Consider the following 22,711-nt stretch of genomic DNA (forward strand, 5'->3'; position numbering starts at 1 on the left):
GCTGTTGTTATAATGTCTGTTGCCACAGAAACACGGTTGGTTATAATCAGCGTTGCAACAGGATGTCTCACCATGAACACGACCATTCGCAAGATCGGTAATTCCGAAGGCGTGATCCTGCCGAAGGAAATTCTCGACCGCATGAACCTGAAGGCCGGCGACAGCATCGTCATCGTCCAGGAGGGCGATGAGCTTCGCCTGCGCCGCACCGAGGACACTGCCGAAGAATTCGAGCGCAAGATGAAGATCGCGCGCGAGCGGATGAAGAAGTACGAGGTTGCCTACCGCGCGCTCGCAAAATGACCGAGCATCATTCGAGGGAGTTCGTGGAGGCGCTTCACGCCGAGCAGTTGCGCCTCCACGGCGGCGCAGCGGGAATCCGCGATCAAGGAATGCTGGAGTCGGCGCTTTACAGGCCGCAGCAAAGAGAAATCTATGGCGAGCCCGATCTCTGTGAACTCGCAGCCGCCTATCTTTTCGGCATTGCCAAGAACCATCCATTCGTCGACGGCAACAAGCGCACGGCTTTTGCGGCGGCCGATCTGTTCCTTTATTTCAACGGGCTGAGCATCGAAGCCGAGCAGGCGGACATTATTCAACTGGTCATGATGGTCGCCGCCGGCGAAATCGACGAGGCCGGCGCCTCAGCGTTCTTCCGCGATCATGTCGTCAAGCTCGAAGACTAACTGTCGGAGAGCTTGACGATCTCCCATTCCTTGCCATTGACCACGGCAACTTCGCCGACCTTCTTGCCGAACAAGGCCATCGCCATCGGCGACATATGAGAAATTGTCCCCTTAGCGGGATTGGCTTCGTCCTCGCCGACGATCTTCCAGTGAACCTTCTTGCCGTCGTGGCTTTCCAGCGTGACGCCCATGCCGAAGCGAACCATGTCGCTGCCCGGTTCCGGCACCGAAAGCTCGGCGCTTTCGCGCCGCGCCGTCCAGTAGCGGAGATCACGCGACACCAGCGCGATACGCTCGCGGTCGGCCCTCTTTTCGGCTCTGCCCAGTTCGTCGCGCAGAGCGGCCACCTCCGCATCGATCAGCGTCAGGCCGCGTTCCGTCACCAGATTGCGGTGATGACTGATCGGCCGCTCGCCGATGCCGGCGATGGCGTTTTCGCTGTCTTCCTCGCGGGTGAAAGCCCTGCTCATTTATCGAACTTATGCCTGACGCGACGACTCCACAAGCCGTAGCCGGCGAACCGACGTCGGAGCCGATCCGGGCCGATCCTGTCTGGCACGAATCCTGCGGCGCGACCGTTGAACGCAAGGAATCTGTGCCGATGTTGAACAGACGAACGCTGCTTGCGCAGACCGCCGGCTTTGCCGTCATGGGGCTTTCGCTCGGCAAGGCAGCGGCGAAAAACCTGCCAAGCATCGAGAAAGCCGCGATGCGTGGCGCGATCAACGCGACCGAGCTCGGCGTCCGGCCCGGTGCGCTTGACGATCAGAGCAAGGCTTTCACCAAGCTGCTGCGCGACGCGCACGACCGCGACATGCCGGTGTTCCTGCCGCCGGGGATCTATATCGTTTCCAACCTGTCGCTGCCCGGCCGCGTGCGCCTGTCCGGCGTGCCGGGCGCATCGCGGATCGTCTATGGCGGCAATGGCCATCTCATCATGGCCGAACGGGCCGAGCACATCGAACTCAGTGGGCTGGTGTTCGATGGCCGCAAACGCTGGATGGGCGACTACACGCAAGGCCTGCTCGATCTGCGCCGCATCGCCCATCTGGTCGTCGACAATTGCCAGCTTACCGGCAGCGGCAAGAACGGTCTGGCGCTCGAGCACGCCTCGGGCCGCATCGAGCGCTTGGAGATTTCCGGTGCGGCCGATGCCGGCATCTATTCGGTCGAGGCCGATGGCCTGGAAATATCAGGCAATAGCGTCTCCGACTGCGCCAATGGCGGCATTCTCGTGCACCGCTGGCAGGCGGCTGAAGACGGCACCATCGTCAGCGGCAACCGGATCGAGCGCATCCAGGCGCGCAGCGGCGGAACCGGCCAGAACGGCAACGGCATCAATGCGTTCCGCGCCGGCAACGTCATCATCTCCGGCAATATTGTCTCGGACTGCGCGTTCTCGGCGATCCGCGCCAACACTTCCAGCAATTTGCAGATCACCGGCAACACCTGCTCGCGTTCGGGCGAGACGGCCGTGTATTCCGAATTCTCGTTCGAAGGCGCCGTCATCGGCAACAACATCGTCGATGGCGCCGCGAACGGTATTTCGATCGTCAATTTCAATGAGGGCGGCCGCATGGGCGTGTGCTCCGGCAACATCGTCCGCAATCTGTCGACCAGCGGCCCCTACCCTGCCGACGCGCCCGGCTTCGGCGTCGGCATCAGCGTCGAGGCCGACACCACCGTTTCCGGCAACGTCATCGAGAATGCGCCGCTCTACGGCATGCAGATCGGCTGGGGACCGTTCATGCGCAATGTGGTCGCCACGGGAAACATCGTCCGCAAGGCCGGAACCGGCATCGCCGTCAGCGTGGTTGAAGGTGCCGGAACGGCAATCATCTCCGACAATGTCATCGACGGAGTCCAGAACGGCGCGATCGTCGGCCAACGCTGGGCCGAGCGAGTGACCGGTGACCTCGCCGCATCAGGCAATGCCGGCTACGCGCATTTGACCGTCGAGCGCAACCACGTCAGTTGAAGGTGGCCGTCGGCCGGAGCGCGCCAACCTTGGCGCCGATCCGGCTCTCGATAGGCGGATTTGCCTGTTCGGTCAGTTTCGCTGCGAGCGCCTGGTCGGCTTGCAAAAGCTTAGCCAGCACGGCCGCGACCATCACTTCAGCGGCGCGGCCGGCGCCATCGTCGCACTTCAGCGCGATGCCAAGGCCAAGCTCCGGAAGGGCTGCACAAAAAACACCTTCGGCGCCTCCCTTGACGAAAATCCGGCCCGGTGCGGCGTCCATCATCGCGACATCGGACCTGCCCGTGCCGGCGACGAAAAACGGCTCGGCCATGCAGGCGGAAAGCAGCCGCTTCGCCGCCCGGGCGCGCACCGGCTCGAACCCGGCACCTGTCGCCATGCGGGCAAAGCCAAGGGCAAAGCTGCGCAGGGGCACGGCATAGGTCGGAATCGAGCAGCCGTCGGTGCCGCGGTGATCGGCGTCATGGGCAGCACCGGTCACCGCCTGCATCGCTTCGCGCACCATCTCCTGCGAGGCATGGCCAGCCTTGACGTAACCACGATGGGCGATGCCGCTGTGAACGCAGGTGCAGAGAAAGCCCGAGTGCTTGCCGGAACAATTGTTGTGCAGCGCGTTCGGCACGCTGCCGGCGCGGGCAAGTGCCAGGGTCGCTCCATGGCTCGAAGGCCAATGCGCGCCGCATTCGAGTGCCGTCTCGTCCAAGCCGGCCTTCGCCAGCATGGCGCGCGCCAGCTCGACATGTGACGGCTCGCCGGAATGCGAGGCGCAGGCCAGCGCCAGCTCCCGATCACCGAAGCCGTAGGCATCGGCAGCGCCGCTCTCGACCAGCGGCAGCGCCTGGATCGCCTTGACCGCCGAACGCGGGAACACCGGTTGTGCCGTGTCGCCGATCTCCCAGACAGGCTTGCCGTCGGCGTCGAAGACGGCAACAGCGCCGCGATGAGCACTCTCGACGATTGCGCCGCGCAAGACTTCGACCAGAACCGGATTTGCCATGTCACCTCCCGCGAATGCGGGCGGGTTTATCTGATCCGGTCGAGAATGGAAACGTAGTTGGCGACCGCGGCACCGCCCATGTTGAAGATGCCGCCGAGTTTTGCTCCCGGCACCTGGATGCCGCCCGCCTCGCCGACAAGCTGCATGGCGCTCAGCACATGCATCGATACGCCGGTGGCACCGATCGGGTGGCCCTTGGCCTTCAGTCCACCGGACGGATTGACCGGCAGCCTTCCATTTTTCGCCGTCTCGCCATCCAGGGCCAGCTTGGCGCCCTCGCCCGGCTTTGCCAGGCCCATCGCCTCATACTCGATCAGTTCGGCGATGGTGAAACAGTCATGCGTCTCGACGAAGGACAGGTCGCCGAGCGTCACGCCCGCCTGCTTCAGCGCCTGGTTCCACGCCTGCTCGCAGCCTTCGAAGGCGAGAATGTCGCGCTTCGACATCGGCAGGAAATCCTGCACATGCTCGTTGGCGCGGAAGGCGACGGCGCGGCGCATCTTCAGCGCCGTGGCCGTGTCGGCAAGGACAAGCGCGGCGGCACCGTCCGACACCAGCGAGCAGTCTGTGCGCTTCAGCGGACCGGCGACGAAGAGGTTTTTTTCGCTTTCCTGCCGGCAGAACTCGTAGCCGAAATCCTTGCGCATCTGCGCGTAGGGATTGTCGACGCCGTTCTTGTGGTTTTTGGCGGCGATCATCGCCAGCGCATCCGACTGGTCGCCGTAGCGCTGGAAATAGGCTTGGGCGATCTTGCCGAAGACGCCGGCGAAACCTGCCGGCGTGTTGCCGTCCTCCGGCAGATACGAGGCCTTGAGCAGGTTCTTGCCGATCTCGGGACCGGGCGTCGTCGTCATCTGCTCGGCGCCGACCACCAGCACGATACGGGCGGCATTGGCGTCGATGGCGCGGATGCCTTGCCTGACCGCCGCCGAGCCGGTGGCGCAGGCGTTCTCGACGCGGGTCGCAGGCTTGAAGCGCAGCCGGTCGTCTGCCTGGAGGACCAGGCTCGCGGTGAAATCCTGGGCGGAAAACCCGGCGTTGAAGTGGCCGAGCACGATCTCGTCGACGTCATCCGGACCGATGCCGGCATGATCGAGCGCCTCGACTGCCACCTTGGTGATCAGGCCCTCCAGCGTCTCGCCTTCGAGCTTGCCGAAGCGCGAATGCGCCCAACCGACGATGCATGCTGTCATGGCGATCTCCATCCTGTGGACCCGGGCTACGCGATACTTGCAGCGCGCCTCAGCATTGTTCAAGCATGAACCGTTCCGCCGGCTTCGTGAAGGGGCCAGAACCGCACAATCGCTTGATCTTGATCATCTGGTCATAGTGCCTGGCTTTTGCCAGCAAATCAGGCCGGATTTTTGTTGATTGATGCGTCAATAAAAAATAATCTTGCCCCAACAGGCCGGAGCAAGAATGCCGAAACTCGGAATGGAGCCGTTGCGCCGCAGGGCGCTAATCGATGCAACGATCTCGGCGATCGGCGAGCGCGGTTCGCTTGATGTGACGATGTCGGAAATCGCCGGGCGCGCCGGCGTGTCCTCGGCGCTTGCCCACCATTATTTCGGCGTCAAGGACGAATTGCTGTTGGCGACGATGCGGCACATCCTCAGCGAGCTCACCGCCGATACGCGCCGTGCACTTCGCGCGGCCGGCACGGCGCGCCAGCGCGTCTCGGCGGTGGTCGCGGTCAATTTCTCCGACATCCAGTTCCAGCCCGAAACGATCGCCGCCTGGCTCGCCTTCTATGTCGAGGCGCAGAAATCGGCAGCGCTTCGACGGCTGCTCAAGGTCTATGCGCGGCGGCTGCATTCCAATCTGCTCAGCGGGCTGGCCGGGATCCTGCCGAGAAGCGAGGCCGACCGGGTCGCCGAAGCGACGGCGGCGCTGATCGACGGGCTCTATATCAGGCGCGCGCTGAAAGACGGTGTTCCCGATGCCGCGACCGCGATCGCACTGGTCGAGGACTATCTCGAAACGAAGCTCAGCGGACGGCAGAAGCAGTGACATCCAAGCGACCCAACATCCTGATCGTCATGGTCGATCAGCTCAACGGAACGCTGTTTCCGGATGGGCCGGCGGACTTCCTGCACGCGCCGCATCTGAAGGCGCTCGCCGCGCGTTCGGCGCGTTTTTGCAACAATTACACGGCCTCGCCGCTCTGCGCGCCGGGCCGCGCCGCATTCATGAGCGGCCAGTTGCCGTCACGCACCGGGGTCTATGACAACGCCGCCGAATTCGCGTCTTCGATCCCGACCTTTGCCCATCATCTGCGCGCCGCCGGTTATCACACCTGCCTCTCCGGCAAGATGCATTTCGTCGGGCCGGACCAGTTGCACGGTTTCGAGGAGCGGCTGACCACCGACATCTATCCGGCCGATTTCGGCTGGACGCCCGACTATCGCAAACCCGGCGAGCGCATCGACTGGTGGTATCACAATCTCGGCTCCGTCAGCGGCGCCGGTACTGCTGAGATCACCAACCAGCTGGAATATGACGACGAGGTCGCCTTCCATGCCGTGCAGAAGCTTTATGATTTTGCCCGCGTCTCCGACGATGCCGCACATCGGCCCTGGTGCTTGACGGTTTCTTTCACCCATCCGCACGATCCTTACGTCGCACGGCGGCAATACTGGGACCTCTACGAGGATTGCCCGGCGCTCGAGCCTGAGGTCGGCTTCATTCCTTACGACAGGCAGGACCCGCATTCGCAGCGGCTCTACCGCGCCAGCGACTATGACAGCTTTGACATCACAGCGGAGCAGATCCGCCGCGCGCGCCGTGGCTATTTCGCCAACATCTCATATCTCGACGACAAGCTCGGCGAATTGATGTCGGTGCTCGAGCACACGCACATGCTCGACGACACGATCATCCTGTTCTGCTCGGACCACGGCGACATGCTCGGCGAGCGCGGCCTGTGGTTCAAGATGTGCTTCTTCGAAGGTTCGGCGCGGGTGCCGCTGATGATCGCCGGCAAAGGCATCGCCGCCGGGCTGATCGACACGCCGGTCTCCAACCTCGACGTGACGCCGACGCTTTGCGACCTCGCCGGCATCGACATCAGCGCGATTGCGTCGTGGACCGACGGCCAGTCGCTGCTGCCGCTGCTGAATGGAAAGAAGCGCTCCGCGCCGGTGCTGATGGAATATGCCGCCGAAGGCTCGAACGCGCCGATGGTGGCGCTGCGCGAGGGCCGTTACAAATTCATCCATTGCGAGATCGATCCGCCGCAACTGTTTGATCTTGAATCGGATCCGCTGGAATCGACCAACCTCGCCGCCGATCCGGCCAATGCGGCTTTGGTGACCGCTTTCTCCGACAAGGTGCGGGCGCGCTGGGACATGGCGGCGTTCGATGCAGCGGTGCGTGCCAGCCAGGCACGCCGCTGGGTGGTCTACCCGGCGCTGCGCAACGGCACCCATTATCCCTGGGAATTCCAGCCGCTGCAGAAGGCATCGGAGCGCTACATGCGCAACCACATGAACCTCGACCTGCTCGAAGAGCAGAAGCGCTTTCCGCGAGGCGAATGATGGCAGATAGTCTCGTCCCCTCGCTCGACCATCTCAGGCAGGCCTATGCCGTCACCTCCAAGGCGACGCAGATCACGCCGCTCCTGGAATCGGCGGCACTTGCCCGCGAGACCGGCGCCGCCCGCGTCTTCGTCAAGGCCGAATCGCTGCAATGGGCAGGATCGTTCAAGGTGCGCGGCGCCTACTGGCGGCTGAAGAAGCTCTCGCCTGACGAAACCAAAAAGGGCGTCGTCGCCTACTCCTCCGGCAATTTTGCGCAGGGGCTAGCGGCGGCTGGCCAAGCGCTTGGCATTCCCGTCACCATCGTCATGCCGATCGACGCCCCTGCCGCCAAACGCGATGCCACGTCAGGGTATGGCGCGCGCGTGGTGCTGACTGACCATGGCGAACGCGCGCGTGAGGAAGTCGCCGCCGCCAGAGCGCGTGAGATCGCCGCGAGCGATGGCTTGGCGCTGCTGCACCCGTTCGACGCTCCGGAGATCGTCGCCGGCCAGGCCGGCGCCGGACTGGAGGCACTCGACCAGCTCGCCGCCAGGCAAGTGGAGGCCGATGGCTTGTTCTGTTCGGTCGGCGGTGGCGGGCTGATCGGTGGCGTTTCGCTGGCCTTCCACTATCTGTCGCCCGCCACGGAGATCATCGGCGTCGAGCCGGAAGGTTTTGACGGCATGGGCTCGTCGCTCGCGCATGGCGCCATCGAAACCATGCCGATCGGACCGAAATCGATCTGCGACGGGCTGATGTCGCGGCGGCCCGGCGACGCGCCGTTCGCAGCGGTGAAGGCCGCCGGCGTTCGCGGCGTCACCGTCGACGATGCTTCGGTGCGGCGCGCCATGCGCCTCGCCTTCGAGCGGCTGAAGCTGGTGCTCGAGCCATCCGGCGCTGCCTCGCTGGCGGCGGTGCTCGGCGGCAAGGTCGACATAACCGGCAAGACCGTTCTGGTGATGGCAACCGGCGGCAACGTCTCGCTGGCCGATTTCATTGCGCATATGAACCACGGGCGCGCATGAACCATGCTTGAAGCGGATTTCGTCATCATCGGCTCCGGCTCGGCCGGCTCGGCCATGGCCTACCGGCTGTCGGAGGACGGCAAGCATTCGGTGATCGTCATCGAATATGGCGGCAGCGATATCGGGCCGCTGATCCAGATGCCGTCGGCGCTGTCGATCCCGCTCAATATGAGCCTTTACGACTGGGGCTTCGCCAGCGAGCCGGAGCCGCATCTCGGCGGCCGCGTGCTGGCGACGCCGCGCGGCAAAGTCATCGGAGGCTCATCCTCGATTAACGGCATGGTCTATGTGCGCGGCCATGCCCGCGACTTCGACCATTGGGCCGAACAGGGCGCGACCGGCTGGGGCTTTGCCGATGTGCTCCCGTACTTCAAGCGCATGGAGGACAGCAATGGCGGCGAGAATGGCTGGCGCGGCCACGGCGGCCCGCTGACTGTGCAGCGCGGCTCGAGGACGAACCCACTCTACGGCGCCTTCGTCGAGGCAGGCCGTCAGGCCGGTTTCGAGCTGACCGACGACTATAACGGCGCGAAGCAGGAAGGCTTTGGGCCGATGGAGCAGACCATCCGCGGCGGCCGTCGCTGGTCGGCCGCGAGCGCCTATCTGAGGCCGGCGCTGAGGCGGAAAAATGTCAGCCTGGTCAAGGGTTTCGCCCGGCGGGTAATCATCGAGAATCAACGCGCCACCGGCGTCGAGATCGAAGTGCGCAAACGGATTCAGATGGTCAGAGCGCGGCGCGAGGTGATCGTTGCCGCGTCCTCGATCAACTCGCCCAAGATCCTGATGCTGTCCGGCATCGGCCCCGGCCAGCACCTTAGGGAGAATGGCATCCCGGTGATTGTCGACCGGCCCGGAGTCGGCCGCAATCTGCAGGACCATATGGAACTTTACATCCAGCAGGAATCGACAAAGCCGATCACGCTGAACTCCGTCTTGAACCCGTTCTCGAAGGCGCTGATCGGGGCACAATGGCTGTTCTTCAAGTCCGGCCTCGGCGCCACCAATCATTTCGAGGCGGCCGCCTTCGTACGCTCGCGCGCCGGCGTCGACTATCCCGATATCCAGTATCATTTCATCCCGGCCGCGGTCCGCTATGACGGCAAGGCGGCGGCCAAGGCGCACGGCTTCCAGGCGCATGTCGGGCCGATGCGGTCGAAGTCGCGCGGTTCGGTCACGCTGCGCTCGCCCGATCCCAAATCGAAGCCGGTGATCCGCTTCAACTACATGTCGCATCCGGACGACTGGACGGAGTTCCGCCACTGCATCCGGCTGACCCGCGAGATCTTCGGGCAGGCGGCCTTCGATTCGTACCGCGGCAAGGAACTGTCGCCAGGTTCACATGTGCAATCGGATGAGGAGCTCGACGCCTTCATCCGCGACCACGTCGAAAGCGCCTATCACCCGTGCGGCACCTGCAAGATGGGCCGTGCCGACGATGCGATGAGCGTCGTCGATCCAGAATGCCGCGTCATTGGCGTCGAAGGGCTTCGGGTCGCCGATTCCTCGATCTTCCCGCGCGTCACCAATGGCAATCTCAACGCTCCGTCGATCATGACCGGCGAGAAGGCCGCCGACCACATTCTCGGGCGTACGCCGCTGCCACCTTCCAACCAGGAACCATGGATCAATCCGCGCTGGCAGGTGTCGGACAGATAGGCCATGATCCGGCGGACGCATATTCCGCATGCCGCGACAAGACGATTTGGAGAACAGTCATGCGCGCCCAGCCAACGGCATCGCATTATGTCAACGGCCGCTATATCGACGACGAGCGCGGCGCAGCGCTGCCGGTTATCTATCCGGCAACCGGCGAGACCATCGCCATGCTGCGCTCGGCGACGCCGAACGTGCTGGAGCTCGCGATCGAGGCCGCGCGTGCAGCACAACCGGCCTGGGCGCGGCTGAAGGCGGTCGAACGCGGCCGCATCCTGCGCCGCGCCGCCGACATTTTGCGCGCGCGCAATGCCGATCTGGCGCGCATCGAGACGCTGGACACTGGTAAACCGATCCAGGAGACGCTGGTTGCGGACGCCCCGTCGGCGGCCGACTGCCTGGAATATTTCGGCGGCGCCGTCGCCGCCTTTAATGGCGAGGCCGTGGATCTCGGCGGACCCTTTGCCTATACCAGGCGCGAGGCGCTCGGCGTTTGCGTCGGCATTGGCGCCTGGAACTATCCGATCCAGATCGCCGGCTGGAAATCCGCACCCGCCCTCGCAATGGGCAATGCGATGGTTTTCAAACCATCGGAAAACACGCCGCTATCAGCGCTGGCGCTCGCCGAAATCTACACCGAGGCCGGGCTGCCCGACGGGCTGTTCAACGTGGTCCAGGGTTTTGGCGATGTCGGCGCCGGCCTTGTCGGCCACGATGTCGTCGCCAAGGTCTCGGTGACCGGCTCGGTGCCAACCGGCCGCAAAGTGCTGTCGCTCGCCGGCTCAAAGATGAAGCACGCAACGATGGAGCTCGGCGGCAAGTCGCCGCTGATCGTCTTCGAAGACGCCGACCTCGAAAATGCCATCGGCGGCGCGATGCTCGGCAATTTCTATTCGACCGGCCAGATCTGCTCCAACGGCACGCGGGTCTTCGTGCAGAGCGGCATCCATGACCGTTTCGTCGAGAGGCTGACCGAACGGACGAAGAAAATCCGCATCGGCGATCCGCTCGATCCGGACACGCAGATGGGGCCGCTGGTCTCGAAGGCGCAGCACGACAAGGTCGTCTCATACATAGAGGCCGGCAAGCAGGATGGCGCGGTGCTCGCCTGCGGCGGCAATGTGCCTTCGCTGCAGGGTTTCCAGGATGGCTTCTTCGTCGAGCCGACGGTGTTCACCGGTGTCACCGACACGATGCGCATCGCCCGCGAGGAGATTTTCGGGCCGGTTATGAGCGTGCTGAAGTTTGACAGCGAGGACGAGGTGATCGAGCGCGCCAACGACACCGAATTCGGCCTCGCCGCAGGCGTGTTCACGCGAGACCTGGCGCGCGCCCATCGTGTCATCGCCGAACTGCAGGCCGGCACCTGCTGGATCAACGCCTACAATCTGACGCCGGTCGAAATCCCCTTCGGCGGCTTCAAGCAATCCGGCATCGGCCGCGAGAATTCGCTCGCGGCACTGGCGCTCTATTCGCAGCTGAAGTCGGTCTATGTCGAGACCGGGGATGTCGCCAGCCCGTACTGATCCTTGGGCGCCGTGCCGTCCAGATACTGCGTCAGCGCGCAGACGAGATGATAGAAGATGCTGGCCGGCACCTCGCTCGCCAAGGAGCGGCCACGCTCGTCGATGCGGTCGATCCACAGGCCGAGCGGCGCCGGATTGATGTGCCAGCGGAACAGCCGGCCGACCCGTGCTTCGATCTCCGGCTTCAGGTCGGGACCGCCCGAACCGTCCAGCGCGATCGCCGCCTTGATCGCTTCGGCCTGCGGCCAGCTGCGCGAGACGCGGTCGAGCGGCAGGCCTTGCCGCGAGACGGCGCCGTAGGCGAGGCCCGTGGCGCGGTTCAGGCCATTGGCGATCGCCGACGCGTAGAGCTTCCGCGCAAGGCCGGTCAAGCCGCTCTGGCCGCTGCGGCCGGCGAAGTCGACCAGCAGCGAGGCCCATTCGAAATGATGGCCGGGTTCGGTCCACGTGCCCTTCTCACCAGGGGTCGGCCGCCATTCATGGTCGAAATACTCACCCAGCGTCCAGCTTTCCGGGTCGAAGAAATGGCTGCGAAACAGATCGACGATGCGCGCGGCGCGACGAAGATGGGCGCGCTCGCCGGTCGCCTGATGCCAGGCCAGGAATGCCTCGAGCAGATGCATGTGCGGGTTGGAGCGGCGCTCGCCCTCGCCGCTCGAGGTCTCGCGGAAGCCGGTCAGGCGTTCGTCCTCGAGATGCGCGTCGATGAACGCAAAGGTCTCCTGGCCAAGCCGCAACGCATCGGGATTGCCGCACATATGGGCATGCGCCAGCGCCAGGAGCACGCAGGAATGGTCATAGGCATCCTCGGCGGCGTCGGCGACGGTGCCGTCGACGTTGAGCGTGCGTACCCAGCCGCCATTGTCGGTACGTCCGTGCCTGGCCATGAATTCGAGGCCGTGGCTGATCAGCCGATCGGCCGGGCCGTTCCAGCCGCGCGCCTTGGCGACGGCGAAGGCGTAGATCTGCCTGGCCTGCGTGCGCATGCGCTTGGGTTTCATCAGAGGGGCGGCATCGAAGCCGAGCGCCTCGTGGAACCCGCCGTGGCGCTCATCGACGCCGACCGTCGACCATAAGGGCACCGTCTCCTCGAACAGCCAATGGTGCACGCGGCGCTGCCAGGCGCCGCTTTCGATGACGCGGTCGTCGGCGGGCGTGAACCTGGTCTCAAGGCGGCCGCTTTTTTCGAGCTGCTCGACGATCTTCTTGACGTTCTGGCTGTGACTGACCGGAGCAACGAAAGTGGCGTCGGCGGTCGACACGATGGCGACGTCCTTCAGGCCTATGGCCGACAGCAGGCGGCCGTCGCTGCGGATATAGGAGTTCTCGCAATCGATGGCGACGACATCGCCGACGATGACATTGCCCTGCGTGTCGGAGGGGCCGACGTCGAGCAGCGATTGCCAGGAGCCGAGATCGTTCCAGCGAAAGCCGGCCGGCACCATGGCGATGCCGCTGGCGCGCTCCATGATCGCATAGTCGATCGATGTCGATGGGATGGCGGCATAGAGATCCAGAGGCATGTAGAGGCCGGAAAGATCCGATGTCGCAGCCTGGTAGGCAGCCTCTGTGGCGCTCCAGATGTCGGGCTGGAAGGCCATGAACGCGTCGCGCATGGCACTTGCGCGAAACAGAAAGATGCCGGTGTTCCAGTAGAAGTTGCCAGCCTTGAGATAGCTCTGCGCCGTGGCGAGATCGGGTTTTTCGACGAAACGCGAGACATCGCAGATGCCATCGCGCTCGCCGGCCACCTCGATGTAGCCGTAACCGGTCTCGGGTTGGGCGGGCTTGATGCCGAACACAACCAGCCTGCCTTGGCGCGCGGCCGCCGTGCCGGCCTCGATGCTCCGCCAGAATTGCTGTGGCGTCGCGATCTCATGATCGGACGGCACCACCAGCACCAGGCTGTCGCCGAATTCCGACAGCGTGCGCAGGCTTGCCAAAGCGACGGCCGCCGCGGTGTTGCGTCCGGTCGGCTCGAACAGCGGGCCGCCGCCGGAAAGCTCGTGACCGGCAATGTCGGCATGACCGCGGTCGGCGTGCCTTTCCGAGGCAATCAGGAAAACCGGCGTTTCGCCTTCCGGCCGCGCGGTCAGCCGCCGCAGCGTCTTGGCCAGCATTGAGCCGTCGCCCGAGAAGTCATGGAACTGCTTGGGATTGTCCTCGCGCGACAACGGCCACAGCCGCGAGCCGACGCCGCCGCTCATCACAAAACTGACGATCCGTTCGATCATGAAAACAAGCCCCGCGTTCAAAAAGTCTGATTGTAGGCGCCGACTTCGGGGCTGCGGCGCAGCACCGCATCGACGGCTTCGAACATCTGCCGCCGCCGCTCGGACGATACCGGGCTCTCCACCACCACCACAAGCTCCGGCTTGTTCGATGATGCCCGCACCAACCCCCATGTACCATCCTCCGCCACGACCCTGACGCCGTTGACGGTGATCAGTTCGCCGATCTTCTGGCCGGCGAAGACCGTGCCCTCGTCCTTCATCTTGCGAAAGTCGCCTACGACGCGCTCGACGACGCCGTATTTGAGCTCGTCGGCGCAGTGTGGCGACATGGTCGGCGTGCCAAAGGTCAGCGGCAGATCGCGATAGAGGTCAGCCATGCTGCTTTGCGGGCTGCGATCCAGCATCTGGCAGATGGCGATGGCCGTGACCAGGCCATCGTCATAGCCGCGGCCGATCGGAGGATTGAAGAAGAAGTGGCCCGATTTCTCAAAACCGGCGACAGCGCCGAGTTCGGCCACGCGCCGCTTGATATAGGAGTGACCGGTTTTCCAATAGTCGGTGACCGCGCCATTTTCCCGCAACACCTTGTCAGTCATGAACAATCCGGTCGACTTGACGTCGACGACGAAAGTCGAGCCGGGATAGAGGTGCGAAATGTCGCGCGCCAGCATGACGCCGACCTTGTCGGCGAAGATCTCGTTTCCTTCATTGTCGACCACGCCGCAGCGATCGCCGTCGCCGTCGAAGCCTAGCCCGACATCGGCGCCCGTTTCCAGCACCTTGTCGCGAATGGCGTGCAGCATCTGCATGTCTTCGGGGTTGGGATTGTAATTGGGAAACGTATGATCGAGCTCGACGTCGAGCGGGATGACCTCGCAGCCGATCCTTTCCAGTGCCTCGGGAGCGAAAGCCCCGGCGGTGCCGTTGCCGCAGGCGGCCACCACCTTGAGCTTCCTGGAGATACGCTTTCCCGCGGTCAGATCGTCAAGGTAGGTTTTGCGGAAATCCGCAACGAAGGCGTAGGAGCCACCACCGACAAGGTCGAAATCGCCTGACAGCACGATCGCCTTCAGCGCGCTCATCTCCTCCGGACCGAAGGTCAGCGGACGCGCCGCGCCCATCTTGACGCCGGTCCAGCCATTCTCGTTGTGTGAGGCAGTGACCATGGCAACGGACGGCGTGTCGAGCGCGAACTGGGCGAAATAAGCCATCGGCGACAGGGCAAGCCCGACATCCTTGACCCGTGCGCCGGCCGCCATCAGCCCGGAAACCAGCGCCAGCTTGATGGCAAGCGAATAGGAGCGGAAATCGTGACCGGTGACGATGTCGGGTCCGGCACCCAGGCGACGGATCAGCGTGCCGAGCCCCATGCCGAGCGCCTGGACGCCGATTAGATTGAGTTCCGGCGTTTCGTTCGAGCCGGGATGGCCGAACCACCAGCGCGCATCATATTCGCGAAACCCGGACGGCATGACGAGCGCCGAGGTTTCGAACTCGAATGTGTTTGGTCTGGCATCGCTAACGATCTTCATCGACAAGGCTGCAAACTCCAGGCGGCTGAATCAGGTGCTTCGAGGCAAGTGGACGGTTACCCAGATGCCCTTTAAGCCGTGTTTGTGCGACAGGAAACTGAAACCTGTATGACGTGGCGGCGAAAGCGAAAGAAATGCGACAGAAGCGCTGCCATTGGCGCTTGCAGTAACCAAACTCGGCGGCTATAAGCCCGCGGTCTGGTCACGGAGTGTAGCGCAGCCTGGTAGCGCACATCGTTCGGGACGATGGGGTCGCAGGTTCAAATCCTGCCACTCCGACCAGAAAAAACATTGTCCAACCCGGGAGGCAATGGCTCAGGGCTCGTAGGGGCTCTTCCAAGTTGCGCCTGTACATTCGACAAAAAGAGGTTTGGCCGAGGAGAGGCTACGCGGTGCCCGCAGTGGCATCGGATCGCGGCTATTGCTAACGCATGTTCGTCACCGAAAAAAGCGAGATTTCCAAGGCATCGGAAACCTCCCCCGCTTCGAAATGCCAAATCGTCCCGTGAAGGCCGGCGTGAGATTTACACCTCGGTTGCAACCGGAACATGGGATAGCCCGAGCCACCATTTTGATGCGGCTGTCAGCCGCCCTCCGGGAATGCACCAAGACTCGTCATCCGGCGGGAAAGCCAAGCCGGCGAGATTCTGCGCCGCCTTTCGCAAGTCTTTGCATCTCACGGCACTATCGCCCATTTTGCTTGTTGCAAAGCCGGTCTTGTTGCCTCTTCTAATGATCCCCGTCCGCAGGACGAACAACTTCGGAGCAAAAAAGGGGACCATCGTGACGACCCATCATCATGCCCGCACGGGAGCGGTGTCTAGCGCTTCAGGTATGCTGCGCCCTCAACTCGGGCCTGCCGCCGCCGGCAAATATCAGCCCCCGATCTCCAGGGCCGATGCCCGCCGCCTGACTGTCGGTGACATCCTCGCCGCCTATACCGAAGCACGCCAGGCCAAGATTGCCGGTCGCAAGGAATTTCTCGCCAGGATGCGTTTTCTGAACGAATTCTTCGGCACCGAGCCGGTCGCCAACATCAATGGAGATCGCTGCCGCGCCTATGTCGAGCACCGTTCGCGCGAGCGCAATCGGGTAGAGCGTGAGCGAATCGCCAAGCTCAACGCTGCGGCGATGGAGACCCGCCGTGCGTTACTCCCGGCGTGGCGAGACAAGGACTTTACATCAGGCCCGCGTCGCGATCTTGAGGACCTCCGCTCGGCGATCAACTTTTGGGCCAAGGAATACGGTCTCGATCCGAAGCCGTCCGTCACCTTGCCAGACAAACCAGCAGCGCGCGAGCGCTGGCTGACGCGCGAGGAAGCAGCGGGACTGCTGCGCGCGGCATTGCGGCTGCGCCGGAAGCACGGTCAGTACGCTCATCTCTGCCGCTTTATCATTGTGGGGCTCTACACTGGCTGCCGACATCGTTCAATCCTGCAACTCAATTGGGATGGCGAGGCCGCAGAAGCTTGGCCGGACCTAGGCCGCGGCGTGCTCTATTGCAAAGATCAGCACGCGAAAAAAAGCAAGAAATGGCGTCCGCCGACGCGACTGCCGTCACGGCTGATCGCCCATATGCGCCGCTGGAAGCGTATCGATTGCGACTGCGGGCCGGTCGTCCATGACAGCCTGGGCGAACCGACAAAGCGCATCGAGAAGGCGTTCCGCACCTGCCGCGTGGAAGCCGGGCTCGGCGACGATGTCACCCCGAATGTGCTTCGCTATACCCGCGCCATGTGGCCTGTGCTGTGCGACGTCGACATGTGGCGGATCGCCAGCAAGGCTATGCGCTCAGGCGAAATCGCGTGACATCGATGGCCGCGGCCATCAGTGTCTGTGTGTAGGTTGCCTGCGGATTGCTGAAGATCGCCTCGGCCGGCCCCTCCTCGACGATCTTGCCCTGTTTCATGACGATGATGTAGTCGGCCATGGCGCGCACGACGGCGAGATCGTGGCTGATGAACAGATAGGACAGTTCGTGGTCGGCCTGCAGCTTCCGCAGCAATTCGACGATCTGCTTCTGCACGGAGCGGTCCAGCGCCGAGGTCGGCTCGTCCAGCACCACCACTTTAGGCTTGAGTATCATGGCGCGCGCAATGGCGATGCGCTGCCGCTGACCGCCGGAGAATTCATGCGGATAGCGGTTGCGCGTGTTCGGGTCGAGCCCGACTTCGAGCAAGGCATCGACCGCGCGGAGATCGCGCTGCCTGCCCGACAGATTGGGCTCATGGACCAGGAGCCCCTCGGTGATGATCTGGCCGACGGTCATGCGTGGCGACAGCGAGCCGAACGGATCCTGGAAAACCAGCTGCAATTCGCGCCGCAGCGGCCGCATCGCCTGGCGGTCGGCGTGGGAAATGTCGCGGTCACCAAGCCGGATGATACCGTCGCTGGGCAGGAGCCGCAGCAAGGCGCGGCCGAGCGTCGATTTTCCCGAGCCGGATTCGCCGACGATGCCGATCGTCTGGTTGCGCTTCAGCCGTATCGAAATGTGATCGACGGCGCGCAGCAGCAGCGGCTCGCCGCCAAGAAATCCGCCGCCGATCTTGAAGGTCACCTCGACGTTCCTGCCTTCAAGCAGGACAGGGGCATTCGGAGGCGGCGGCGCCTTGGTGCCGGTCGGCTCGGCGGCAAGTAGCATCTTGGTGTAGCCGTGCTGCGGGTTGGCGAAGATCGCTTCCGCCTCGCCCTCCTCGACCACCTCGCCATAGCGCATCACATAGACCCGATCGGCAAAGCGCCGGACGATGCCGAGATCGTGGGTGATGAAGACGATCGCCATGCCGAGCTTGCGCTGCAATTCGGCGAGCAGCATGAGGATCTGCGCCTGGATGGTGACGTCGAGCGCGGTCGTCGGCTCGTCGGCGATCAGTATGTCGGGGTCGTTGGCCAGCGCCATGGCGATCATGACGCGCTGGCGCTGACCGCCCGACAACTCGTGCGGATAGGATTTCATCCGCCGCTCCGGATCGGGAATATGGACCAGCCGCAGCAGCTTGAGCGCCTCCTCGCGCGCCGCGGCGGCGCCAAGTCCGCGATGCTTGCGGATCGGCTCGATCAGCTGGTTGCCGATCGAATAGAGCGGGTCGAGCGAAGTCATCGGCTCCTGGAAGATCATGCTGATCTTGCGGCCGCGGATCTTGTTGAGCTCGGGCTTGCCCAGCGTCAAAAGATTGCGGCCGCGATAATCGACGGTGCCGGTGGCTTCGCCGTTCGAGGCGAGCAGGCTCATCGCCGCCATCATCGTCTGGCTCTTGCCGGAACCGGATTCGCCGACGACGGCGACGGTTTCGCCTGATTTGACGTGGATATTGATGCCCTTCACCGCCTCCACCACACCGTCGAGGGTGCGGAAGCGGACTCGAAGGTCCTTGACGCTGAGAATGGTATCGGAAGCAGCCATCTCAACGATCCTTCGGGTCGAGCGCATCGCGCAGCCCATCGCCGACGAAGTTCAGCGCGAACAGCGTAGAGACGAGAAAGAAGGCCGGGAAAAGAAGCAGCCAGTTGGCCGAGCCGATGTTCTGGGCGCCAACCGAGATCAGCACGCCCCAGCTGGTCATCGGCTCCTGGACGCCAAGCCCGAGGAACGACAAAAAACTCTCCAGTATAATGACCTGCGGCACCAGCAGCGTCATGTAGATCACCACCGGCCCGAGCAAATTGGGGATCACATGGCGCAGCAGAATGCCTCGCTGGCCGACGCCCATCGCTTCCGCCGCCTGGACATATTCCTGCCGGCGGATCGACAGCGCTTGTCCGCGAACGATGCGCGCCATGTCGAGCCACAGCACCGCGCCGACCGCCAGGAACATCAGCACGAAGTTCCTGCCGAAGAACACCACCAGCATGATGACGAAGAAGATGAACGGCAAAGAATAAAGCACGTCGACGACACGCATCATCACCTCGTCGACCCTGCCGCCGGCAAGGCCGGCGGTGGCGCCATAGAGCACGCCGATGACCACGGCCACAATGCCGGCAAGCAGGCCGATGGCCAGCGATATGCGCCCGGCCATCAGCGTTCTGGACAGGAGATCGCGGCCGGTATTGTCGGTGCCGAACAGGAAATATTGCTGCTTGATCGAGGCACTCATCACCATTTCGAGACCGTCCGGCGATTTGCTCTCGATCTTTGTGTCATCAAAGGTATCGGAACGATCAAGGTAGCGAATGTTGCGGTCGTCGATCGGCTTGGACGATTTGACGGTAACGAACACACGGCTGCCCTCCTGCCGCCACTCCTTGATGTCGACGCGCATACGCCTGATCGCCTCATCGAGAGCGCCTTCGATCATGTCGGCCTTCGGATAGGCGGAGAAGCTCGGCGGCGTACGGACATAGTCGGCATAGATGGTGGTGTATTGGTGCGGCACGAGATAGGGCCCAAACACGCTGATGACGGCGATGAAGGCAAGATAATAGAGGCTGAACATGGCCGCGCGATTGGCCTTGAGGCGCGCCCAGGCGTCACCCCACAGGGACCGGCCGACGACCGGTGCGGCAACTGCGATATCAGTCATAGCGCACCCTCGGATCGACGACCCCATAGAGGACGTCGACGATCAGGTTGAAGACAATGGTGAAGAGCGCGATGACCACCACCGTCCCCATCACCAGCGTGTAGTCGCGGTTGAGTGCAGCAACGACAAAATGGCGGCCGATGCCCGGGATAGAGAAGATGGTCTCGACGATGACCGAGCCGGTGAGAAGGGCTGCGGCTGCCGGACCGGTGAAGGAGACGATCGGCAGGATGGCGCCGCGCAGCGCATGCTTGACGACGACCGACCAGTCGGACAGGCCGAGAGCGCGCGCGGTGCGGATGTGATGCGAGTGCAGCGATTCGATCATCGAGCCGCGCATCAATCGGGCGACGATGGCGATCTGCGGCAGAGCGAGCGTCAGCACCGGGCCGACCTTATTGATGAGGGCTCCGTCGCCCCAGCCGCCGATCGGCAGCAGCTTCCATGTCAATCCGAATGCAAGCTGGATCACCGGGGCGATGACGAAGGTTGGAATGGTGCTGCCGGCGGTCGCCAGCGCGATCACCGAATAGTCGGCAAGCTTGTTCTGGTTGAGCGCGGCAACAGTGCCGAGCACGCTGCCGAGGAGCAGCGCCAGAACGAGCGCCGAAGCGCCGAGTTGGATCGAGATCGGCAGGCCTTCCCTGAACAACTCGCCGACGGTGAAATCCGGCATGTTGTAGCTGGGGCCGAAATTGCCGCGCAGAAGATTGCCTAGATAATGGAGGTACTGCAGCCAGAGCGGGTCGTTGAGGCCGAACTGGGCTTCGAGATTGGCCCTGATCTCGGGGCTCAGGCCCCGCTCCTGGTTGAACGGGCCGCCCGGCGCGACGCGTATCAGGAAGAACGCTATAGTCACGATGACGAACAGCGTCGGGATGGCGGTCAGGAGCCGCCGGAATACGTAACGCAGCATCGATGCCCCGCTTGATCCAGAGCAGCGCGCGTCCGGCTGGACGATTGCGCTCTAGCCTTCAAATCTTCGCACCGACATTGTCGAAAATCGAATCCGGTTCCCGGGCCGATGCGATGGCAAACCAGCGCCGCCGCGCATTGAGTCGCGCGGCGGCCTGGCTAAGGGATCAGTCCTTGCTAATGAAGCGGGACGGATGGATGTCCATCACATTGTCGTCGAAGCCGTGCAGCTTCGAGGAAACGATGTCGTGGTAGCTGTAGTAGAGAAGCGGGATCTCGCCGACGTCGTCGACGAGGATGCGCTCGGCCTCGGCGAGTTCCTTCATGCGCTGTTCGGGCTTGCCGCCGGCGGCGGCGGCCTTGTCCATGGCCGCCTCGAATTTCGGGCTGTTATAGCTCGAATAATTGTTGCCGCTGGCCTTGCGAGATATGCCGAGGAAGGTTTCCGGGTCCTTGTAATCGGCGATCCAGGCGGCACGCGCCACATCGTAGTCGCCCTTCTGCTCGAGGAAGGAGTAGTGGGTCTTGGTGTCGGTGTTGAGCAGCGTGACCTCGACGCCAAGCGGCTTCAACTGTTCCTGGATGGCGACAGCGGTGTTCTTGTGGTTTTCCGAGGTGTTGTAGCGGATCTGCATCTTCAACGGATGCTCGGGTGTATAGCCGAGTTTCTCGAGGATCTTCTTGGCAGCGTCCTCGCGGTCGATCTGCGGCATGTCGGCGTATTTGGCCAGTGCCGGCGTGTAGCCCTGGATACCCGGAGGGACCATCGAATAGCCGGGCAGCATCGAATTCTGCCAGACTTTTTCAGCGAGGAAGTCGCGATCGATCGCCATCGAGATAGCGTTGCGCAGTTCGACGTTGTCCCAAGGCGCCTTGTCGGTCTTGATCGCGTAATAGTAGATGCCGAGATATGGCCCGACACGGACCTGGTCGCCGAATTTGGTCTTGAGATCGGCGAGCTGTTCGGTCGGCAGGTCACCGTAACTGTCGAATTCGCCGGCCTCGAAGCGCTTCATCGCGGACGAGCGATCCTCGGTCGGGATGTAGTTGACCACGTCCAACTTGACGCTGGCGGCGTCCCAGAATTTCGGATTCTTGACCAGCTTTAGATGGTCGTTGGGAATCCACTCTGCCGCTGTAAAGGCCCCGTTCGAGACCAGCTTGCCTGCCTTGATCCAGTCGGCGCCAAGCTTTTCGATAGACGCCTTGTTAACCGGATAGGTCGCCTGATGGGTCAGCATCTCCAGGAAGTAAGGCGTTGGCGCCTTGAGCGTGACTTCGAGGGTATTTGCGTCAATCGCCTTGACGCCCATATCCTCCGGCTTGCCCTTCTTGGTGTTGACTTCCTCGGCACCCTTCACTGGATAGAGCATGGAAGCGTATTCCGCAGCGGTGGCCGGATCTTCCAGCCGACGGAACGAATAAACGAAGTCGTCCGCCGTCACCGGGCTGCCATCCGACCAGAGGCCGTCCTTGCGCAGCTTGAAGGTGTAGACAGTGCCGTCGTCGGACACCGTCCAGCTTTCAGCGGCGCCCGGAATGAGATTCGTCTTCTGGTCATGCATGACGAGGCCCTGGAACAGGTCGCGTATGATATCGGCTTCGTAGACCGTCGAGGTCTTGTGCGGATCGAGCGTCTCCGCTTCGGCGGCGGCTCCGCGGTTGTAGACGGTCTCGGCGAAAGCCGGCGTGTAGAACGTACCGGCAGCCAAGACCATGGTCGTGGCGAGTACCGTCGCCTTCAGCACATGTTTCAGCATGGAGTTCTCCCTAACGACGTCGCCCTTCGGCCACGTCTCTAAGTGTTGACGCCCCGAAACCGATTGGCTGGTTCCTTTCGAGCGCGCAGCCGGTTCCCTTTCCGGCAGCTGGTGGCCAAACAGTAACGTGGAGATTTTTTATTTCAACAGACTCTCGGGGTCACCCAAAGTAAGGGGGCCGGGGCAGTCGTTTTGCGGGCGGCCAATCAATGGTCGAAACCATGAGTTTGACTGGGTTTCCTGGCCAGAACGCCGATCTGGGAAATGATCTGGCCGATCTTTTCAGTTTACCGGAATGTATTAATTGGTTCTTAGGCAACCAAGGGTTACAAATTTCGATGGAATCGGCACATCGACCTTGGGT

Annotated in this window: 18 protein-coding genes and 1 tRNA gene; 10 read left to right on the forward strand and 9 right to left on the reverse strand. The window is 63.1% G+C overall.

The window, feature by feature from the left end; all coding sequences use genetic code 11:
- The first annotated feature begins 72 nt into the window (after positions 1 to 72).
- Together NKI72_RS15165 and NKI72_RS15170 are read left to right on the forward strand one after the other, a co-directional pair.
- Positions 73 to 303: an AbrB/MazE/SpoVT family DNA-binding domain-containing protein gene (locus NKI72_RS15165; RefSeq protein ID WP_352501761.1), complete on the forward strand. Its 231-nt coding sequence runs from the start codon at positions 73 to 75 to the stop codon at positions 301 to 303.
- Positions 300 to 686, forward strand: a complete 387-nt coding sequence (locus NKI72_RS15170; RefSeq protein WP_352501760.1) for a type II toxin-antitoxin system death-on-curing family toxin — start codon at positions 300 to 302, stop codon at positions 684 to 686. The genes NKI72_RS15165 and NKI72_RS15170 overlap by 4 nt, the downstream gene beginning before the upstream one ends.
- On the opposite strand, the gene NKI72_RS15175 is transcribed toward NKI72_RS15170, so the two are convergent.
- Positions 683 to 1,156 carry a GreA/GreB family elongation factor gene (locus NKI72_RS15175; RefSeq protein WP_352501759.1) on the reverse strand — a complete coding sequence of 158 codons (474 nt, stop codon included), beginning with the start codon at positions 1,154 to 1,156 and terminating at the stop codon, positions 683 to 685. The two genes, NKI72_RS15170 and NKI72_RS15175, sit on opposite strands and share 4 nt — an antisense overlap.
- 131 nt (positions 1,157 to 1,287) lie before the next feature.
- Between NKI72_RS15175 and NKI72_RS15180 the strand changes: the two genes are divergently transcribed.
- Positions 1,288 to 2,664 (forward strand): TIGR03808 family TAT-translocated repetitive protein, encoded by a 1,377-nt coding sequence (locus tag NKI72_RS15180; protein WP_352832892.1) that lies wholly within the window; start codon positions 1,288 to 1,290, stop codon positions 2,662 to 2,664.
- Here NKI72_RS15180 and NKI72_RS15185 read toward each other — a convergent pair.
- Together NKI72_RS15185 and NKI72_RS15190 are read right to left on the reverse strand one after the other, a co-directional pair.
- Positions 2,657 to 3,661, reverse strand: a complete 1,005-nt coding sequence (locus NKI72_RS15185; protein ID WP_352832895.1) for an asparaginase — start codon at positions 3,659 to 3,661, stop codon at positions 2,657 to 2,659. The two genes, NKI72_RS15180 and NKI72_RS15185, sit on opposite strands and share 8 nt — an antisense overlap.
- A gap of 26 nt (positions 3,662 to 3,687) precedes the next feature.
- Positions 3,688 to 4,854: an acetyl-CoA acetyltransferase gene (locus NKI72_RS15190; RefSeq protein ID WP_352850263.1), complete on the reverse strand. Its 1,167-nt coding sequence runs from the start codon at positions 4,852 to 4,854 to the stop codon at positions 3,688 to 3,690.
- Between the two features lie 226 nt (positions 4,855 to 5,080).
- Between NKI72_RS15190 and betI the strand changes: the two genes are divergently transcribed.
- From betI to betB, 5 genes are read left to right on the forward strand one after another with little or no spacing between them, the layout of a single operon-like run.
- A complete protein-coding gene (gene betI, locus NKI72_RS15195; protein ID WP_352454288.1) occupies positions 5,081 to 5,671 on the forward strand; it encodes a transcriptional regulator BetI in 591 nt (196 codons plus the stop codon).
- Positions 5,668 to 7,197: a choline-sulfatase gene (gene betC, locus NKI72_RS15200; protein ID WP_352850264.1), complete on the forward strand. Its 1,530-nt coding sequence runs from the start codon at positions 5,668 to 5,670 to the stop codon at positions 7,195 to 7,197. Before betI ends, betC begins: the two co-directional genes overlap by 4 nt.
- Positions 7,197 to 8,204 carry a pyridoxal-phosphate dependent enzyme gene (locus NKI72_RS15205; RefSeq protein WP_502908953.1) on the forward strand — a complete coding sequence of 336 codons (1,008 nt, stop codon included), beginning with the start codon at positions 7,197 to 7,199 and terminating at the stop codon, positions 8,202 to 8,204. Before betC ends, NKI72_RS15205 begins: the two co-directional genes overlap by 1 nt.
- 3 nt (positions 8,205 to 8,207) lie before the next feature.
- The gene (gene betA, locus NKI72_RS15210; RefSeq protein WP_352832904.1) at positions 8,208 to 9,860 is read left to right on the forward strand and encodes a choline dehydrogenase; all 1,653 of its coding nucleotides are present in this window, start codon (positions 8,208 to 8,210) and stop codon (positions 9,858 to 9,860) included.
- A 59-nt stretch (positions 9,861 to 9,919) separates the two neighbouring features.
- Positions 9,920 to 11,383, forward strand: a complete 1,464-nt coding sequence (gene betB, locus NKI72_RS15215; RefSeq protein WP_352832906.1) for a betaine-aldehyde dehydrogenase — start codon at positions 9,920 to 9,922, stop codon at positions 11,381 to 11,383.
- Here betB and NKI72_RS15220 read toward each other — a convergent pair.
- Together NKI72_RS15220 and NKI72_RS15225 are read right to left on the reverse strand one after the other, a co-directional pair.
- Positions 11,347 to 13,617 carry an AGE family epimerase/isomerase gene (locus NKI72_RS15220; RefSeq protein ID WP_352850267.1) on the reverse strand — a complete coding sequence of 757 codons (2,271 nt, stop codon included), beginning with the start codon at positions 13,615 to 13,617 and terminating at the stop codon, positions 11,347 to 11,349. The genes betB and NKI72_RS15220 overlap by 37 nt on opposite strands.
- A gap of 17 nt (positions 13,618 to 13,634) precedes the next feature.
- Positions 13,635 to 15,149 carry a phosphomannomutase/phosphoglucomutase gene (locus tag NKI72_RS15225; RefSeq protein ID WP_502908954.1) on the reverse strand — a complete coding sequence of 505 codons (1,515 nt, stop codon included), beginning with the start codon at positions 15,147 to 15,149 and terminating at the stop codon, positions 13,635 to 13,637.
- Between the two features lie 205 nt (positions 15,150 to 15,354).
- Between NKI72_RS15225 and NKI72_RS15230 the strand changes: the two genes are divergently transcribed.
- Together NKI72_RS15230 and NKI72_RS15235 are read left to right on the forward strand one after the other, a co-directional pair.
- Positions 15,355 to 15,431 (forward strand) — tRNA-Pro (locus tag NKI72_RS15230).
- Between the two features lie 501 nt (positions 15,432 to 15,932).
- The gene (locus NKI72_RS15235; RefSeq protein ID WP_352850269.1) at positions 15,933 to 16,958 is read left to right on the forward strand and encodes a site-specific integrase; all 1,026 of its coding nucleotides are present in this window, start codon (positions 15,933 to 15,935) and stop codon (positions 16,956 to 16,958) included.
- Here NKI72_RS15235 and NKI72_RS15240 read toward each other — a convergent pair.
- From NKI72_RS15240 to NKI72_RS15255, 4 genes are all read right to left on the reverse strand, one after another.
- Positions 16,933 to 18,552: an ABC transporter ATP-binding protein gene (locus NKI72_RS15240; RefSeq protein ID WP_352850270.1), complete on the reverse strand. Its 1,620-nt coding sequence runs from the start codon at positions 18,550 to 18,552 to the stop codon at positions 16,933 to 16,935. The genes NKI72_RS15235 and NKI72_RS15240 overlap by 26 nt on opposite strands.
- A gap of 1 nt (position 18,553) precedes the next feature.
- Positions 18,554 to 19,672, reverse strand: coding sequence for an ABC transporter permease (locus tag NKI72_RS15245; protein WP_352449089.1), 1,119 nt, complete (start codon positions 19,670 to 19,672; stop codon positions 18,554 to 18,556).
- Positions 19,665 to 20,588 carry an ABC transporter permease subunit gene (locus NKI72_RS15250; RefSeq protein WP_352850271.1) on the reverse strand — a complete coding sequence of 308 codons (924 nt, stop codon included), beginning with the start codon at positions 20,586 to 20,588 and terminating at the stop codon, positions 19,665 to 19,667. The genes NKI72_RS15245 and NKI72_RS15250 overlap by 8 nt, the downstream gene beginning before the upstream one ends.
- A gap of 166 nt (positions 20,589 to 20,754) precedes the next feature.
- On the reverse strand, positions 20,755 to 22,347 hold the full coding sequence (locus NKI72_RS15255; protein ID WP_352614906.1) for a peptide ABC transporter substrate-binding protein: 1,593 nt from the start codon (positions 22,345 to 22,347) through the stop codon (positions 20,755 to 20,757).
- Positions 22,348 to 22,711 lie beyond the last annotated feature (364 nt).

Source organism: Mesorhizobium sp. M0437, assembly GCF_040321335.1.
Lineage (GTDB): Bacteria > Pseudomonadota > Alphaproteobacteria > Rhizobiales > Rhizobiaceae > Mesorhizobium.

Coding starts and splice junctions, on each gene's coding strand:
- NKI72_RS15180 (WP_352832892.1), top strand. CDS start 1,288: ATGTTGAACAGACGAACGCTGCTTGCGCAGACCGCCGGCTTTGCCGTC.
- NKI72_RS15255 (WP_352614906.1), bottom strand. CDS start 22,347: ATGCTGAAACATGTGCTGAAGGCGACGGTACTCGCCACGACCATGGTC.
- NKI72_RS15190 (WP_352850263.1), bottom strand. CDS start 4,854: ATGACAGCATGCATCGTCGGTTGGGCGCATTCGCGCTTCGGCAAGCTC.
- betA (WP_352832904.1), top strand. CDS start 8,208: ATGCTTGAAGCGGATTTCGTCATCATCGGCTCCGGCTCGGCCGGCTCG.
- NKI72_RS15165 (WP_352501761.1), top strand. CDS start 73: ATGAACACGACCATTCGCAAGATCGGTAATTCCGAAGGCGTGATCCTG.
- NKI72_RS15185 (WP_352832895.1), bottom strand. CDS start 3,661: ATGGCAAATCCGGTTCTGGTCGAAGTCTTGCGCGGCGCAATCGTCGAG.
- betI (WP_352454288.1), top strand. CDS start 5,081: ATGCCGAAACTCGGAATGGAGCCGTTGCGCCGCAGGGCGCTAATCGAT.
- NKI72_RS15250 (WP_352850271.1), bottom strand. CDS start 20,588: ATGCTGCGTTACGTATTCCGGCGGCTCCTGACCGCCATCCCGACGCTG.
- NKI72_RS15170 (WP_352501760.1), top strand. CDS start 300: ATGACCGAGCATCATTCGAGGGAGTTCGTGGAGGCGCTTCACGCCGAG.
- NKI72_RS15225 (WP_502908954.1), bottom strand. CDS start 15,149: ATGAAGATCGTTAGCGATGCCAGACCAAACACATTCGAGTTCGAAACC.
- betB (WP_352832906.1), top strand. CDS start 9,920: ATGCGCGCCCAGCCAACGGCATCGCATTATGTCAACGGCCGCTATATC.
- NKI72_RS15220 (WP_352850267.1), bottom strand. CDS start 13,617: ATGATCGAACGGATCGTCAGTTTTGTGATGAGCGGCGGCGTCGGCTCG.
- NKI72_RS15205 (WP_502908953.1), top strand. CDS start 7,197: ATGGCAGATAGTCTCGTCCCCTCGCTCGACCATCTCAGGCAGGCCTAT.
- NKI72_RS15240 (WP_352850270.1), bottom strand. CDS start 18,552: ATGGCTGCTTCCGATACCATTCTCAGCGTCAAGGACCTTCGAGTCCGC.
- NKI72_RS15245 (WP_352449089.1), bottom strand. CDS start 19,672: ATGACTGATATCGCAGTTGCCGCACCGGTCGTCGGCCGGTCCCTGTGG.
- NKI72_RS15175 (WP_352501759.1), bottom strand. CDS start 1,156: ATGAGCAGGGCTTTCACCCGCGAGGAAGACAGCGAAAACGCCATCGCC.